Annotated in this window: 11 protein-coding genes; all 11 read left to right on the top strand. The window is 50.1% G+C overall.

What is annotated here, in order from left to right:
- Positions 1–4,369 (top strand): amino acid adenylation domain-containing protein (locus V7728_RS10200; RefSeq protein WP_335371363.1); only part of this gene is annotated, 4,369 nt, incomplete at its 5' end.
- A gap of 18 nt (positions 4,370–4,387) precedes the next feature.
- Positions 4,388–8,191, top strand: a complete 3,804-nt coding sequence (locus V7728_RS10195; protein WP_099566784.1) for a non-ribosomal peptide synthetase — start codon at positions 4,388–4,390, stop codon at positions 8,189–8,191.
- A gap of 72 nt (positions 8,192–8,263) precedes the next feature.
- Positions 8,264–8,644 (top strand): DUF1360 domain-containing protein, encoded by a 381-nt coding sequence (locus V7728_RS10190; RefSeq protein ID WP_007410116.1) that lies wholly within the window; start codon positions 8,264–8,266, stop codon positions 8,642–8,644.
- Positions 8,645–8,765: 121 nt separating this feature from the next.
- Positions 8,766–10,304, top strand: a complete 1,539-nt coding sequence (locus tag V7728_RS10185; RefSeq protein ID WP_099566783.1) for a glycoside hydrolase family 10 protein — start codon at positions 8,766–8,768, stop codon at positions 10,302–10,304.
- A gap of 140 nt (positions 10,305–10,444) precedes the next feature.
- Positions 10,445–11,587, top strand: a complete 1,143-nt coding sequence (locus tag V7728_RS10180) for an acyl-CoA dehydrogenase (RefSeq protein WP_099566782.1) — start codon at positions 10,445–10,447, stop codon at positions 11,585–11,587.
- Positions 11,588–11,632: 45 nt separating this feature from the next.
- On the top strand, positions 11,633–13,273 hold the full coding sequence (locus tag V7728_RS10175) for an AMP-binding protein (RefSeq protein ID WP_099566781.1): 1,641 nt from the start codon (positions 11,633–11,635) through the stop codon (positions 13,271–13,273).
- A 21-nt stretch (positions 13,274–13,294) separates the two neighbouring features.
- Positions 13,295–14,644, top strand: a complete 1,350-nt coding sequence (locus V7728_RS10170) for an acetyl-CoA carboxylase biotin carboxylase subunit (protein ID WP_099566780.1) — start codon at positions 13,295–13,297, stop codon at positions 14,642–14,644.
- Positions 14,641–14,853, top strand: a complete 213-nt coding sequence (locus V7728_RS10165; protein ID WP_007410121.1) for an acetyl-CoA carboxylase biotin carboxyl carrier protein subunit — start codon at positions 14,641–14,643, stop codon at positions 14,851–14,853. Before V7728_RS10170 ends, V7728_RS10165 begins: the two co-directional genes overlap by 4 nt.
- Before the next feature lie 15 nt (positions 14,854–14,868).
- Positions 14,869–15,768, top strand: coding sequence for a hydroxymethylglutaryl-CoA lyase (locus tag V7728_RS10160; protein WP_043021172.1), 900 nt, complete (start codon positions 14,869–14,871; stop codon positions 15,766–15,768).
- A 13-nt stretch (positions 15,769–15,781) separates the two neighbouring features.
- Positions 15,782–16,561 carry an enoyl-CoA hydratase gene (locus V7728_RS10155; protein WP_085342056.1) on the top strand — a complete coding sequence of 260 codons (780 nt, stop codon included), beginning with the start codon at positions 15,782–15,784 and terminating at the stop codon, positions 16,559–16,561.
- Positions 16,562–16,578: 17 nt separating this feature from the next.
- Positions 16,579–18,108, top strand: a complete 1,530-nt coding sequence (locus tag V7728_RS10150) for an acyl-CoA carboxylase subunit beta (RefSeq protein WP_099566779.1) — start codon at positions 16,579–16,581, stop codon at positions 18,106–18,108.
- Positions 18,109–18,113 lie beyond the last annotated feature (5 nt).

Raw genomic sequence — 18,113 nt, 5'->3', positions numbered from 1 at the left:
TAAGCGGCATGAGTCGCTCAGAACGTCCTTTGAAACGGGGCCTGACGGCGAACCGGTGCAGCGCATCCATGACAGCGTGCCGTTTCAGCTGGATGAGGCCGAGTCAGCTGACGCATTCGTCCGGCCGTTTTGTCTGGAAGAAGCGCCGCTCTTCCGTGCGGCCCTCGTGAAAGAATCGGACGAACGTCATCTTTTATTAACGGATATGCATCATATTATTTCTGACGGTGTGTCCGTCAACACCTTGATAAAAGAATTCGGCGAGCTGTACGCAGGCCGTTCGCTTGCGCCGATGCGCCTTCAATATAAAGACTATGCCGTCTGGCAGCGGTCGTTTCAGGAGAAAGAAGGGTACCAGAAGCAGGAAGCGTATTGGCTGAAGCGGCTTGAAGGAGAGCTTCCGGTGCTTGAGCTTCCGGCTGACAAGCCCCGTCCGGCGGTCAGAAGCTTTGCGGGCGGCAGCGTATCGTGCACGCTTGACGCTGAAACGGCATCCGGCCTTCACCGCATCGCCCGGGATCACGGCTCCACTTTGTATATGGTGCTTCTCGCCGCGTACAATACGTTACTCGCGCGATTGAGCGGGCAGGAAGACATCATCGTCGGCTCGCCGATTGCCGGGCGTCCGCACAAAGACCTAGAACCGATTCTCGGCATGTTCGTCAACACGCTGGCCATCAGAACGGAGCCGAAAGGAGACAAACGGTTCACCGATTACTTGGCAGAAGTCCGCCAGGCGGCGCTTGAGGCATATGAGCATCAGGACTATCCGTTTGAAGAGCTTGTGGAACGGCTCGGTGTGCAGCGGGACACAAGCCGCAATCCGCTGTTTGACGCCATGCTTGTCGTCCAGAATATAGAGCATGAGGAACTGCTGTTGGACGGTTTGCATATTCAGCCTGCGGACGTGTCCCGTCCGGTTTCCAAATTTGATGTCACTCTGCAGGCTTCTGAAGGCAAAGGACAGATTCATTTTCTGTTTGAATATGCGGCGTCTTTATTCCGGAGAGAAACAATGCAGCGCTGGGCTTCCCACTTTATGACGATGCTTGAACACATTGTCCGTGAACCGGAAACTTCTTTACAAGCGATCAGCATGCTGACTGCTCCGGAACGGAACCGGATTCTTTCAGACTTTAACGGCATGACGGATCAACAGTTGCCTGAAAAAACAGTTCATGAACTGTTCATCACCCAGGCGCGAAAAACACCTGATGCCGCGGCCCTTATCAGCGGGGAAACATTGATCACATACAAAGAATTAGATGACTGGTCGAATAAAATCGCCAGAGCCCTGCAAAAACGGCAGATCGGACCTGATGCAGCCGTCGGCATTGTGATACCAAGATCGCCGGAACAAGTAGCGGCAGTCTTCGGGGTTTGGAAAGCCGGAGGAGCCTACGTCCCGATAGATCCTGAATATCCGGAGGAACGCAAGCAATATATCATCTCGGACAGCGGCACAGCGCTTCTCCTTACCGCACACGGTGCGATAGAACAAGTGCCTGATCGTTTTAACGGTGAAGTGCTCGCACTGGAGGATATCCAAGAACAGGATGCTTCGCCGGTCCAGTCATTATCAGCACCGGAAGATTTGGCTTACATCATTTATACATCGGGAACGACAGGCAGGCCGAAAGGGGTTATGGTCGAACATCGATCCGTCAGCCAAACCCTTCAATGGCGGAGCGGATTTTATGATCTGAATGAGAAAGATACGATTCTTCAGCTCTTTTCATTTTCCTTTGACGGGTTTGTAACAAGCATGTTCACACCGCTGATTTCCGGTGCGAAAGCGGCCGTTTTAGCCGAAGATGAAGCAAGAGATATTCTTGCTATTAAACACTATCTTGCATCTTACCGCATCACTCACATGATCATTGTTCCCGTACTGTACCGTACACTGCTTGACGTACTGGAGCCGGGGGATGCAGAGTCTCTCAGAATTGTCACATTAGCGGGAGAAGCTGTCGACCAAAACATTATCAGCCGCAGTTTATCAGTTTGTCCACACACGGAGCTTGCCAATGAGTACGGCCCGACGGAAAACAGCGTCGCCACTACAGCGGCAAGACATATAGAACAAAGTGAGAACATTACGATCGGCCGTCCGATTGAGCATTCACACGTTTATATTTTAAACGGAGATCATCCGCAGCCGATCGGTGTAACGGGAGAACTTTGCATCTCGGGTTCCGGTCTTGCAAGAGGGTACCGCAATCTTCCTCAGCAAACGGCTCAAGCCTTTGTCCAAGACCCGTTCCGGAAGAACCGGCGCATGTACCGCACGGGTGATCTGGCAAAATGGCTGCCGGACGGCACGCTGCAATATATCGGCCGAATGGACGAGCAAGTCAAAATCAGAGGCTACCGGGTGGAACTGAAAGAAATTGAATCCGCCTTAACAGGCATAAAAGGTGTCAAAGAAGCAGCCGTCACCGCTCATACCGCATCAGCAGGCCAAACGGAACTATGCGCTTATATCGTGACAGAAGAAGGAACAGAAAGTGAAACCGTGCAGCAGGCGCTCAGAAATGAAATGCCCGCTTATATGGTGCCGGCGTTCTTTGAAACACTTGAAGCACTGCCTGTCACACCGAACGGGAAGCTTGACCGCCGCGCGCTTCCTGAGCCGCGGAAAAAAGCGCACACCGGACAGGCATTTACCGAGCCTGAAAGCGACATGGAAAAAGAGCTGTCCGCGATTTGGAGCGAAGTGCTCGGAACTGAAAACATTGCCGCGGATCAATCATTTTTTGAACTGGGCGGCGATTCCATCAAAGCCCTGCAAGTATCAGCCCGATTACATCAGGCAGGAAAACAGATCGCCGTAAAAGATATTTTCAGCCGGCCGACAATTAGGGAGCTGGCGCCTTATGTCCGTACAGAGCGGCAGCCGGTCAGCCAAGCTCCTGCAGAAGGAGAAGTGAAGTGGTCGCCGATTCACAAATGGTTCTTCACACAAGACATGAAGGAAGCAAATCATTTTAACCAGTCCGTCATGCTGACGAGAGCAAATTCAATAGATGAAGAGGCTCTGAGGAAAACGTTAAAAGCCATTACCGTACATCATGATGCCTTGCGCCTTGTCTGCATAAAAGACGAAGAGAAAGGTCTTCTCCTCTTCAACAGACCGGCTGACCTCGCAGATGAACAGCTTTACAGCCTGACCATATTAGAAATGGAAGGCGATGAGCATGAGAAGGAACGTTTTGTAAAACGCCGCGTCGCAGAGCTTCAGAGAAACATGGATTTAGAGAACGGGCCGCTGGTACAGGCGGGGCTGTTCCGCTCTGAAGCAGAAGATTACTTGTTTCTGACGGTCCATCATCTCGCTGTCGACGGGATATCATGGCGGATTTTATTGGAAGACTTGGCTTCTGCTTATGAACAGGCCATCTCTGGACAGGAAATCAAACTCCCTCCGAAAACCATGTCATTCAAAACATATACGGAGCAGCTGGCCGATTATGCGGAAAGTAAACAGCTTCTTCAGCAGGCGGAGTATTGGCGGGAGATTGAACACTATGAAACAGAAAGTCTTCCTTACGAACAGGCAGATTTATCTCAAACTCCTGCAAAAAAACGGAACACGGTATCCTTCACTCTGACAGAAAGTGAAACGGACGCCCTGTTGAAAGATGTACACAGCGCCTACAATACGGATACGCAAGATGTGCTTTTGGCTTCCGCCGTGCTTGCCATTCAAAAGTGGTCGCCGCGGCACGCTTTGAAAATCGCCCTTGAAGGACACGGACGCCAATCGGAGCAGGCAGGTGCGGACATCAGCAGGACAGTGGGGTGGTTCACTTCCATTTACCCGGTGCTTTTCCGGAGCGGAGTTTATGAACCTCTTGAAGAATATGAAATTCGCACATTGAAAACCGTCAAAGACACATTGCGGCGCATTCCGGATAAAGGGAACGGATACGGCGTCCTCAAATATTTAACACCGCCGAAGCTTGCCGGGATGACTTTCGGGAAAGCACCGGAGATCAGCTTTAATTATCTCGGACAATTCGATGCGCCCGGCGGGAACCCGGCAGAAACGGAACAGCCTGACGCGTTTCAGTTTTCTCCTTTGGGAGGCGGAGATGATGTGACAGATACATGGAAACGGGAGCAGTCACTTGAAATCAGCGCGATTGCGGCAAAAGGCCGGATGACCGTCAGCATTTCCTATGAAACGGAGCGCTTCCGGCAAGATACGATCGAACGGCTGTCCGAAAGCTGCCGGTATTATCTCCTGAAACTGTCGGAACACTGCCTCGGCAAAACCGGTACGGAGAAGACCGTCAGTGACTTTGATGATCGGGAGCTGACTGAGGAAGCATTGCAGGATATTGCCGACTTACTCAGCTTCCACTAAACCGAGCGGGAGGAACACATGGACAAAACAAAAAATATCCAAAATATTTATCCCCTCAGCCGAATGCAGGAAGGAATGCTTTTTCATTCCTTTCTGCAAAAGGAGGGGGCTGCATATATCGAACAATCCGTCTTCACCATAAAAGGCCGGCTTCGTCCGGAATTGTTTGAGCAAAGCGTACAGTCTGTCATCAGCCGCCACGATATTTTCAGAACGGTTTTTTTACCTCATGTCGCTCAGCTGAACGGCCCCCGCCAAGTTGTGCTGCGTGAGCGGGAATTCCGGCTGCACCGCGAAGATCTTACACATTTGGACGAAGCGGAACAGAGCATCTATTTACAGCGATTTAAGGAACGTGACCGCTTAAAAGGCTTTGACTTGCAAAAGGATATGCTGATGCGTGTTTCTTTGTTTAAAACGGCTGACGAAAAATATGTATGCGTCTGGAGCCACCATCACATCCTTATGGACGGCTGGTGCCTCGGCATCGTCCTTCAGGAATTCATGCATATGTACCGGGCGATTGAATCAGGCTCACCTGTCACACTGGCGCCCGCAAAGCCTTACAGCTCTTATATTACATGGCTGACGGATCAGGACAAAGACGCGGCTTCTGAGTATTGGAAAGGATATTTAGCAGGCTGCGAGACACCCTCAGGACTCCCGAAAATATCGGCCCGTCCCCAGGAAAAAGGCTACCGCAAGGAAGAGCTGCTGTTTTCTATAGATCAAAACCTGACGGACAAGCTGAAAACCATCGCCAAAGAAGAGGGCGCTACGCTCGCGGTTCTTATGCAGACTGTATGGGGCCTGATGCTGCAGCGCTACAACCGGACGGATGATGCCGTATTCGGCGCCGTCGTATCAGGGCGGCCTTCCGTCATTGACGGCGTGGAAAGCATGATCGGGCTGTTTATCAATACCGTTCCGGTACGCATTAAAACGGGTGACGAAAGCTTTAGAGAACTGCTGGGCCGCTTGCAGAAAGAAATGCTTGATTCAGAGGCGTTCAGCTATCATCCGCTTGCTGACATCCAATCGCAGACTGAGCTGAAACAGGATTTAATTGACCATATCATCGTGTTTGAAAATTATCCGATTCAGCAGCAGATGAAAGACGCGGAAAAGGAATCGGATGCACCGTTCCGGATCGGGAATGTCAACGTTTCGGAACAATCGGGTTACGATTTTAACCTCATCATAGCGCCTGGCGATGAGCTGCTCATCAAATTCAGCTACAATGCGAACGTTTATGACGAAGTATGGATAGAGAGCGTAAAAGGACACTTGGAAGAAGCTCTGCGCGGCGCCGCCTTCAATCCCGATTTTCCGGCTGATCGGCTTCCGATGCTCGGACAAAAGGAAAAATCAAGAATAATCGGCGAATTTAATGACACGAAAACAACTTATGAAAGAGATGAAAGCATCATCAGCCTGTTCAGCCGACAGGTGAAGAAAACCCCGGACCATCAGGCGCTTCACGCCGGCGGGCTGACGATGACGTACCGGGAGCTCGATGAACGGTCAACTGCATTCGCCCGCACCCTGCTGGAAAACGGTTTGGCGCCAAAGGGAATTGCCGGGATTCTGGCCGAACGCTCACCGGAATTTATCATCGCTGTTCTCGCTGTATTGAAAGCGGGAGGGACGTACCTTCCTCTTGATGCAGAACTGCCAACCGACAGGATCGCCGATATGCTCACTGAGAGCGGAGCACAGCTGTTAACGGTGCAAAAAGGAATTGAGACTGACATTGACTTTTCTCACATCATCTCTATCCCGGCTGCAGCTGAAAAACAAACACCTGATGCGGGAAAACTGAATACCGATACAGCACCTGATGACCTTGCCTATATTATGTATACATCCGGTTCAACAGGAAAACCGAAGGGCGTGATGATTTCCAACCGAAACGTCGTATCGCTCGTGTCAAACAGCAATTACACGTCGGCTGGCATGTCGGACCGTCTCATTCTGACAGGGTCCATCGGTTTTGACGCAGTGACGTTTGAAATCTTCGGAGCACTTTTGAACGGAGCATGTCTTCATGTGGTTGACCGCTCGACAATGCTTGCCCCTGAGAGGTTCGGCAATTATCTTTCTTCCAACCGGATTACGATTCTGTTTTTGACGACGGCGCTCTTTAACCAGTTCGCCCAGGCAGATCCGGAGATGTTTTCTGGGTTGCACACCTTATATGTCGGCGGAGAAGCATTGTCCCCGGCGCTCATCAATAAGGTCAGACACCGCTGTCCGAATCTCAGCCTTTATAACATATACGGACCGACGGAAAATACGACATTTTCTACCTTTTACGAAATCAGGCACGATTTTTCTCAGCCGATCCCAATCGGAAAACCGATCAGCAATTCAACCGCGTATATCATTGATAAAAATGGCGGACTTGCGCCGATCGGCGTGCCCGGTGAGCTTTGTGTCGGCGGTGACGGGGTTGCCAAAGGCTATTTAAACAGGCCTGACTTAACAAGTGAAGCGTTTGTCAGCCACCCGGTTCATCCTGAAGAAAAGATCTACAAAACAGGCGACTTGGCACACTGGCTGCCTGATGGAAGCATCGGATACATCAGCCGTATCGACCGCCAATTCAAGATTCGCGGGAAGCGGATTGAGCCGGCCGAAATCGAAGCGCGCTTGACTGAAATTGATGGAATCAGGGAAGCGGCAGTCATCGTGTCAGACGAAGGACAAGAAGCAATCCTTTGTGCGTATTATACAGGCGCACATGTTGAAGAAAGAGCCATTCGATCCCTGTTGGCCAGGTCGCTTCCCGACTATATGATTCCAAAGTATGTGATGAAGCTTGACCGTATGCCGCTTACCGCAAACGGCAAAGTGGACCGCCGCGGGCTGCCTGCGCCAGAACGGAAAAAAACGTCATCAAAAGCCGTTCCGCCACGAAACTGGGTAGAGCGTGAGCTGATCGACATTTGGACGCCGATCCTCGGCTGCAGGGAGCTGGGCATACAGGATGACTTCTTTGAGCTGGGCGGCCATTCTTTGAAAGCATTGCAAGTGATTCATCAGCTGAAGACCAGGCAGCAGATGGATGTGCCGATTGAAATGATATTTGAATATCCGACAATTGAACAATTGGCTGAAAAGCTGTATTCAAACACACTGACAGAAGCTGCAGAGCAGCATATCAGCAGACTGAACCAGCCGAAAGGCCGCAACCTATTCTGTTTTCCGCCTATCTCAGGTTTCGGGATTTTCTTTAAAGATCTTGCGGCGGCATTAAACGAACGGGCTGCTGTGTACGGTTTTAACTTTATTGAAGAAGACAGCAGAATGGAACAATACATTGATAAAATGCTGGAAATCCAGCCGGAAGGCCCTTATATACTCTTCGGATATTCGGCAGGCGGCAATACGGCATTCGAGGCGGCAAAAGCGATGGAAAAGCGCGGCTTAGAAATCAGCGACGTCATTATCGCAGACGCGTACAGAAAGCTTGACGCACTGCCGCCGCAGCCAACAAACGCAACAGCCGAAAATGTCCCGGAAGCCGTCAGAGAAGCGGTCATCAAAAAGACAGAGCGCTATCAAACGTACTGGGCGGAACTGATAAATGACGGCCAAATCGCGGCAAACCTCCATTTTATCGAGGCCGGTATAAAGGAAGAGCACAGTGATAAGACCGAGCCGATGAAATGGGAAGGCGCCACAACGGGACTCTATCAGGAATATCAAGGCGAGGGCGCCCATAAAGATATGTTTGAACCCGCCTTTGCACAGCAAAATGCTGAGGTCATACTGGACATCATTGCAAACAGCGGAAGACGCTTGGCGCGGAATCTGTAACATCCGGCAGAATGGTTCAGGATGACAGAGGGCAAGATAGGGGAATCAAACCAGTTTTTTGGAGGCTTTGAGATGACGAACCTATCTTGGCTTACGTATGTAATGATTATTCTTGCCAGCTACCGGCTGACCCATTTGATCGTATTTGATAAGATTACGGAATTCATAAGAAAACCCTTTATAAAGCAAGAAAAAACCGTCGATCAAAACGGGCGCGCCGTCCAAAAAAAAGTCCCTTCCTCCGCATTCGGTTATATGCTGCAATGTTATTGGTGTGCGGGCGTCTGGTGCGCCATATTGATCGGTATCTGCTACTTGGTCTGGCCCCGCTATGCACATCCGGTTATTTTCATTTTGTCCATCGCCGGAGCGCAGGCCATTCTTGAAACGTGTGTCGGCGTCGGAACGAAGGTCATTGACGTGCTCGCCGCCATGAAACATAAAAAGTCCTGAAGCGTTTTGATTCGCTTTAGGACTTTTTTCTTTCCCTTTTAGGCTGAGAGGAGCAAAGCAGGCTTTCTGATTCACCGCCCGGAATGCTTCGGAATACCGTAAAGCAGAGAGGGGGAAAAACATGAAAAGCTGCTGTTTTAGCATGATATGGTTTTTTGCCGTTGTACTGACAGCCGGCATCTTTACGTTCTCAGCATCCGCACAAGCAAGCGGCACTCAGCCGGAGAGAGAAATGAGAGCCGTATGGATCGCGTCTGTCACCAATATCGACTGGCCCTCTAAAAAAGGGCTGTCACCGGAAGAGCAAAAAAGAGAATACAGCAAGCTGCTGGATGACGTTCAGGAGATGGGAATGAACGCCGTTATCGTCCAAATTAAGCCTGCGGCTGATGCTTTTTATCCATCAGATTACGGGCCTTGGTCAGAGTATCTGACAGGAACACAAGGCAAAAATCCCGGCTACGATCCGCTTGCTTTTTTAGTTGAAGAGACACATAAACGGAATCTTGAATTTCACGCTTGGTTCAATCCTTACCGGATCACGATGAATCACACAAATTTGAATGCGCTTTCAGATGATCATCCCGCGCGTTCGCATCCGGACTGGGTCGCTGCATACGGAAAACAGCTGTACTATAATCCGGGCATTCCGGAAGTAAGACAATTTATAACGGATGGAATCAAAGAGGTGGTCAGCCGTTATGACATTGATGCGGTTCATATGGATGATTATTTTTATCCTTATAAAATTGCCGGACAGGAATTCCCCGATCAGGCGGAATACGAACGGTACGGAAAAGCTCACTTTGCATCAATTGATGACTGGCGCCGGGATAACGTCAACCGGCTTGTAAAAGAAATCAACCAAACCATCAAACGAGAAAAACCTTATGTCAAATTCGGAATCAGCCCGTTCGGCGTATGGAGAAATGCCGCAGATGACCCGACAGGCTCCGAAACGGCCGCCGGGGTGCGGAACTACGATGATTTATATGCTGATACGAGAGAATGGATCCAAAAAGGATACATTGATTACATCGCACCGCAAATTTACTGGAGCATCGGATTTAAAGCGGCGGCATATGACGTCTTAGCGGATTGGTGGGGAAAAGAAGTGAACAATCGGCCGGTGCATTTATATATCGGGCAGGCAGCTTATAAAATCAACAACAACGCTGATCCGGCCTGGGCCGACCCGGGGGAATACGGAAGACAGATTGCTCTTAACAGGGGATCAGCATGGATAAAAGGCAGCATGCATTTCAGTTTAAAGGATTTAAACCGTAATCCGCTCGATGTAAAAAACCGTTTGATCAAAGACATGTACAGCCGGCCCGCATTAATTCCTGAGATGCCTTGGCTCGGACATTCCGCTTTAAAAAAACCGGCTGTCAAACGGGCGGAGAAGAACGCTTCAGGCCATACACTCTATATCGAAGATGCGAAATCCAACGGTAAAAAAACGGCTTATTACGCCATTTACCGCGCAGAAAAGGGAAAGCAGCCTTATTTAGTGGATACAGTCAGAAAAACATCGTCACGGACGCAGACATTTTCAGATACTGATATTCGGGCGAAAGAAGCCTGCACCTATTTCGTTACTTCCGTTGACAGGCTTCACCATGAGAGCCGTCCCTCCGCAAAACGGACGGTTAAATAGCATTATTAATAAAACTGACAGTTGCGGCGCTGTCAGTTTTTTTGGCGGCAGATGAGTCCGAATGTTCAGACTTCATTTGGATGGAATGAATAAAGACCCCCATTAATAAAATGTAGAAAGCAGCAGAAGGAGGAAGGTTAATGAATTTTCAACTGACAAAAGAACAGCAGATGGTGCGCGAAATGGTCAGAGATTTCGCCAAAAATGAAATTGCCCCGAAAGCCCATGAGGTTGATCAATCAGCCGTCTTCCCGATAGACACATTTAAAAAAATGAGCGAACTCGGGCTGCTCGGAATTCCGTTTCCGGAAGAATACGGCGGGGCGGGCGGTGACACCATTTCATATGCAGCAGCGGTCGAAGAAATCGGAAAAGCCTGCGGCAGCACGGGGCTGAGCTACGCGGCGGCCGTGTCACTCGGTGCAAGCCCATTATACTATTTCGGTACTGAACAGCAAAAGCAAGAACATCTTATTCCGCTTGCTTCGGGAAAAGCGCTCGGATCATTCGGACTGACGGAGCCGAATGCAGGTTCCGATGCCGGCGGAACCCAGACAAAAGCCGAGAAAAAGGGCGATGACTATGTGATAAACGGAGAGAAATGCTGGATCACAAACGCAAATTACGCCCGCACGGTCATTGTCACCGCCGTTACGGGAAAGAACTCCGCCGGAAAACCGATCATTTCAGCTCTCATCGTCCCGACAGACACACCGGGATTTACGATCACAAATCCGTACGACAAGATGGGTGTGAGAGGGTCGGATACGGCCGAGCTTGTGCTGGAGGATGTCAGGGTGCCTGCCGATAACCTGCTCGGTGATCCGGAAAAAGGTTTTAAACAATTTTTATATACATTAGACGGCGGGCGGATCTCGATTGCGGCACTGGCTGTCGGTATCGCTCAAGGCGCACTGGAGGCGTCGCTGTCATATGCGAAGGAACGCAAGCAGTTCGGCAGTCCGATATCGTCATTTCAAGCCATTCAATTTAAGCTGGCCGATATGGCGATGGAAATTGACCTTGCCAGACAGATGGTGCTTAAAGCGGCATGGCTGAAGGATCAAAACCTGCCATTTACGAAAGAAGCTGCATTCGCCAAGCTCTATGCTTCTGAAATGGCCGTCAGAACGTGCCTTCAGGCCATCCAAATTCATGGCGGTTACGGTTATATGAAGGAATGCGGTGTCGAACGTATGCTTCGTGACGCAAAGCTGATGGAGATTGGTGAAGGGACGTCAGAAATTCAAAGAATGGTCATCGCAAGACAGCTTTTGAAGTGAAATGAAAACGTTTACTAAGACAGGGATGGAAGGGGGGCAGGTCATATGGCTGAACTTATCCATTTAACAGCCGGAAAGCTGCTTGAGCGGACCGCGGAGCTTTTTCCGGATCGTGAAGCGGTTGTTTACCCTGAGCGCGGCCTTCGTTATACGTATGCCGAGTTTGACCGGTTATGCCGGCAAACCGCAAAAGGGCTGATGAAGCTGGGAGTTGAAAAAGGAGATCATGTGGCCATATGGGCATCCAACATTCCGGAATGGCTCGCGGCGCAATTTGCAACAGCGAAAATCGGCGCCGTTCTGGTCACCATTAATACCAATTTTCAAATCGCAGAGCTCGATTACCTGCTGGCACATTCAGACGTCTCGGCCTTGATAATCATGGATTCCTACCGGCAGACATCTTATGTTGAAATCGTGAATAAGCTGATTCCGGAGCTGAAAACTTGTGAGCGCGGCAGGCTGCGTTCGAAACGTTATCCATTTTTACGGACGGTGTTATATATCGGTGATAAAAGCCCGCCCGGGATGCACCGTTGGGATTCATTGCTGGATAATGCCGAAGCTGTAACGGATGCAGCGCTTGACGGAAGGATGGACAGCCTGAAAAAGGATGATTGCATTCATATGCAATATACATCAGGTACGACCGGATTTCCGAAAGGCGTCATGCTCTCACATTTTAATATCGTAAATAACGCGGCCAATATCGCAGAATGCATGAAGCTTACTTCATGTGACCGTTTATGTATTCCCGTGCCGTTTTTCCACTGCTTCGGGTGCGTGCTCGGCGTGCTGGCATGTGTTTCCGCGGGTGCGGCGATGATTCCGATCGAACAGTTTTCTCCGCCGGCCGTTCTGAAAACGGTGGAGCAAGAAGCCTGTACGGCTCTGCACGGTGTACCGACGATGTTTATCGCCCTCCTAAATGACAGCCGTTTTTCTGAATATGATCTTTCCCACGTCCGAACCGGGATTATGGCAGGCTCGCCATGCCCGGTGGAAGTCATGAGAGAAGTGATCGGCAAAATGGGGATGACCGACATTACCATTGCCTACGGACAGACCGAAGCATCACCTGTTATTACGCAGACAAGAACGGATGATTCATTTGAAAGAAGAGTGGAAACAGCGGGGCGCGCGCTTCCTCATATCGAAGTCAGAATCGTTCGGCCCGGAACATCCGGAGAAGCCGCCCGGGGCGAACAAGGAGAGCTCTGCACCCGCGGATATCATGTCATGAAAGGCTATTATAAAAATCAAGAAGCGACCGAAGAAGCGATAGACAAAGACGGCTGGCTGCATACCGGTGATTTGGCGGTCATGGACGAGGACGGGTACTGCAAAATCACGGGCCGTCTGAAAGACATGCTGATCAGGGGCGGCGAAAATATCTATCCGCGCGAGATTGAGGAAATGTTATATCGGCATCCCGCGGTAGCAGACGTTCAGGTCGTCGGCGTTCCTGATCCGAAATACGGAGAAGAGGCCGCGGCGTGGGTCAGGCTCAAAGACGGACAAACCGCTTCCGCAGAAGACATCAGAACCTTTTGCAAAGAACATATCGCCCGCTATAAAGTCCCCAGGTACGTTTTGTTTACAGATGAATATCCAATGACAGCCTCAGGAAAAATTCAGAAATTCAAGCTGCGGGAAAAAACGATTGAAGAGCTCAAGTTAACTTAATGAAAAAGGAGTGCTTCACATTTGTTTAAAAAAGTCCTGATTGCCAACAGAGGAGAAATCGCCTTACGAATTATCCGCACCTGCAAACGTCTCGGCATCCCCTCGGCAGCTGTGTATTCAGAAGCCGACCGGGACGCGCTGCAGGTAAAAGCGGCTGATGAGGCCTATCCGATCGGTAAATCGAGAGTAAATGAAAGCTATTTACATATCGACAGAATCATAGAAGCCGCCAAATCGGCCGGAGCGGACGCCATTCATCCGGGCTACGGGCTTCTGTCAGAAAACAGCCTGTTCGCCGAACGTTGCCGAAAAGAACAAATCACATTTATCGGTCCGCCCGGTGATATCATCGCCAAGATGGGCAGCAAGATTGAAGCCCGAAAAACGATGCAAAAAGCAAAGGTCCCGATCGTTCCCGGTGTTTCAGAGCCATTGCCCGATGTTCACTCCGCCTTAGCCGAAGCCCGTGCCATCGGTTTTCCGGTCATGCTGAAAGCGTCCGCAGGAGGAGGCGGAATCGGCATGCAGATCGTACATTCAGAAGAAGAGCTGGCCAAAGCGTTTGAAGGCAATCAAAAGCGGGCCGCCTCCTTTTTTGGAGACGGCGCAATGTACATGGAAAAGGTCATTGAAAATGCCCGTCATATTGAAATTCAGATACTCGCAGATTCTTTCGGCAACATCGTTCATCTGTTTGAACGTGACTGTTCAGTCCAAAGGCGCCACCAAAAAGTGATAGAAGAAGCGCCGTCGCCGTTTGTTGACGATGAATTAAGACAAAGACTCGGTGAAACCGCCGTTAAAGCCGCAAAATCGATCGGCTACCAAAATGCAGGCACAATAGAATTTCTCGTCGACGAAAAGAAACAAATCTATTTTTTAGAGATGAACACCAGACTGCAGGTGGAGCATCCGGTGACAGAAGAAATTACAGGACTGGATCTTGTGGAAGAACAGCTGAAAATTGCCGCTGGGCAGGCGCTGCCTTTCTCGCAGAAAGATATCAACCACCGCGGTCATGCGATTGAAGTGCGGATCTATGCGGAAGATCCGGTCACCTTTTACCCGTCTCCCGGTACCATCTCGTCTTTTTCCGTTTTAAGACACCCGTCAGTGCGACACGAATGCGCCGTCGAAAAGGGAAGCGTCATTTCTCCGTTTTACGATCCGATGATTGCCAAAATGGTCGTCACGGCGAATACGAGAAAACAAGCCATTGAACAACTGAAAACCGCCCTTGGCGAATATCATGTAGAAGGGATTAAAACCAACATTCCGCTGCTGACAAAAATTGCTCATTCAGAAGTGTTTGAAAAGGGCGAGGCAACAACCGGTTTTTTACAAACAATGAACGAGGGGGCATCCAAATGAGCGTCATAAAAATTCAAATGGCGGGAAACCTGTGGAAAATTCATGTGAAGCCGGGTGATGTCATTGAAGAAGGACAGGAAGTGGCCATCTTGGAATCTATGAAAATGGAAATTCCGATTATCGCTGATGCAGCGGGTACGGTGAAAGAAGTGAAAAAATCAGAAGGTGATTTCACTGATGAAGGAGAGGTCCTGATTGAACTTCAATAAAACGGGAGGTGCAGCATGAACTGTCCGAAACATGTCCGCATCAATGAAGTAGGACCGCGTGACGGCTTGCAGAATGAATCGGCGTGGGTGGATACAGAAGATAAGATTGAGTGGATCAATATGCTGTCAAAAACAGGCCTTCCCTATATCGAAGTGACATCTTTCGTGCATCCGAGATGGATTCCGGCTCTTCGTGACAGCCTGGACGTCGCAAAAGGCATTGCCAGAACTGAACATACGGTCTACGCGGCTCTCGTTCCGAACCTCATCGGACTGGAGCATGCGGCAGAAGGCGGAATCGATCAGGCATGTGTATTTTTATCTGCAAGCGAAACCCATAACCAAAAAAACGTAAACAAACCGATTGACCGGACCGTTCAAGAGCTCAGGCGGGTTATTACTGAAGCAAAAGCTGAAAAAATGGCGACGAGAGCTTATCTGTCCACTGTGTTCGGCTGTCCGTACGAACAGAACGTGCCGGTCGAACAAGTCATCCGCCTTTCAGACACCCTGCTCGAAATGGGTGTTGATGAAATATCGCTCGGCGACACGATCGGCGCGGCAAACCCCTTGCAGGTCATAGCCGTGCTTGAAGCCCTTTTGCCGAGAATTCCCGCCTCAAAAATCGCACTCCATTTCCATGATACAAGAGGAACGGCTCTAGCGAATATCATTCCCGCTCTTGATATGGGCATCACATCCTTTGATACTTCCTCAGGCGGGCTTGGCGGCTGCCCGTACGCCCCTGGATCAGCAGGCAACGCTGCCACAGAAGACGTCATTTATATGCTCGAACAAATGGGGATTGATACCGGGACGGACATGAATAAACTTCTTTATGCCGCCGGCTGGATCGCGGATAAAATAGGCAAAGACCTGCCAAGCAGAAACCTGCAGGCATTCAGAACGAAATGAGAAAGGAGAAGCCATGGGAGATTGCGTTTTGTATTCCGTCTGTCAAGAAACAATCGGTCTGATCACGCTGAACCGCCCGCATGCGGCCAACTCGCTGTCTTCAGAAATGATTGATCATTTACAGCGTGTGATTGAAGACATCAAAAACTCGCCATCCATTCGTTGTGTCATTCTCACCGGCACCGGGAACACATTTTGCGCCGGTGCTGATTTAAAAGAAAGAGCGGGGATGAATCATGAACAAGTTAAGCAAAGCGTCAGGCGTATCGGTGAAACGGCCGAATCCATTGAAGCTCTCCCGCAGCCGGTCATTGCAGCGCTGAACGGAACCGCTGTCGGAGGAGGCCTTGAACTCGCTCTCGCCTGCGATATCAGAACAGCCGTCAGCCGGGCGGGCCTCGGCCTTCCTGAAACAGGGCTTGCGATCATTCCCGGAGCGGGCGGAACGCAGAGACTGCCCCGGCTTATCGGCCCCGGCGCGGCAAAAGAATTGATCTATACCGGCCGAAGACTTTCTGCAGAAGAGGGGAAAGACATGAAGCTGATCGAGCATGTTTGTGAAGCCGATGAACTTATGGAAAAAGCAAAAGCACTGGCCGGCCGCATCGCCGCTAATGGGCCGATCGCCGTCAGACAAGCAAAATCCGCGATAAACAAGGGTCTGGAGACAGATCTCAATACAGGGCTCGAAATCGAACGAAAAGCATATGAACAAGTCATTCCCACACTTGACAGAGAAGAGGGCCTGCGCGCTTTTAAAGAAAAAAGACCCCCTGAATACAAAGGAAAATAAAACATGGAGGGACTCGGATGGATTACGAAAAAGAACGGCAGACACGCAGCAAAACGATTGAAAAGGGAGGAGCCGCGAAATATCACGCAAGCAACGAAAAGAAGGGAAAACTTTTTGTAAGAGACAGGCTGAAGCTTTTATTCGATGACGGCATATCCGTTGAAGACGCTTTTTTCGCCGAGTGCATGTCAGACGGACTTCCGGCTGACGGGGTCGTTACCGGGATCGGAACCATCGGCGGCAGAACCGTTTGTGTGATGGCAAACGACTCAACCGTAAAGGCGGGCTCGTGGGGCGCGAAAACGGTGGAAAAAATCATCCGCATTCAGGAGACGGCGGAAAAGCTTCAGTGTCCGCTCTTGTACTTAGTCGATTCCGCAGGTGCGAGAATTACGGATCAGGTCGACATGTTCCCGGGCAGAAGGGGAGCCGGCCGCATCTTTTATAATCAAGTAAAGCTGTCGGGCCGCATTCCGCAAATCTGTTTATTGTTCGGCCCTTCCGCTGCGGGCGGCGCTTACATTCCGGCCTTTTGCGACATTGTCGTTATGGTCGAGGGCAATGCATCCATGTACTTAGGTTCCCCGCGTATGGCAGAAATGGTAATTGGCGAGAAAGTATCGCTTGAAGAAATGGGCGGCGCCCGTATGCATTGTTCCGTATCAGGCTGCGGTGATCTCCTCGCCCGGACGGAACAGGAAGCAATCATGATGGCGCAGACATACCTCAGCTATTTCCCGTCAAATTATACTGAAAAAGCGCCCGTCAACAAATCTAAGAACCCGAAAGCTTTTGAAAAACCGCTCTCAGATGTCATCCCGGCACATCAAAACGCACCGTTCAACATGATGGATTTAATTGAACGTGTCATTGATGAAGACTCATTTTTTGAGATTAAACCGTTATTTGCGCAGGAATTAATAACGGGGCTTGCGCGGATTCACGGACAGCCGGTCGGCATTATCGCCAATCAGCCGCGTGTCAAAGGCGGGGTTTTATTTCTCGATTCGGCGGATAAAGCCGCAAAATTTATCGCTTTGTGCGACGCATTCCATATTCCGCTTCTATTTTTAGCAGACATTCCCGGATTCATGATCGGAACGAAGGTTGAGCAGGCGGGCATCATCAGGCATGGCGCAAAAATGATCTCCGCAATGGCGGAAGCGACTGTTCCGAAGCTTTCCGTTATCGTCAGAAAAGCCTACGGTGCCGGATTATACGCGATGGCGGGGCCTGCTTTTGAACCGGACTGCTGTTTAGCGCTTCCGACTGCGCAAATTGCCGTAATGGGTCCTGAAGCAGCGGTGAATGCGGTCTACGCAAACAAAATCAGCGGGCTAGCCCCTGAAGAAAGACCGGCTTTTATTCAAGAAAAGCGTGATGAATATAAGGAAGACATTAACCTTTACCGGCTTGCCTCTGAAATGGTGATTGACGGCATTGTTCCTGCTGATTCCTTGCGGGAAGAACTCAATAAACGCCTCACTGCTTACATGTCCAAACAACTGACATTCACACACCGGAAACACCCCGTATACCCGGTTTAAATAAA

Source organism: Bacillus sp. JHAA, from assembly GCF_036961585.1.
Taxonomy (GTDB): domain Bacteria; phylum Bacillota; class Bacilli; order Bacillales; family Bacillaceae; genus Bacillus; species Bacillus velezensis.
Note: the sequence above shows the minus strand (reverse complement) of the source record. Positions and strands in the feature narration are given on the sequence as shown.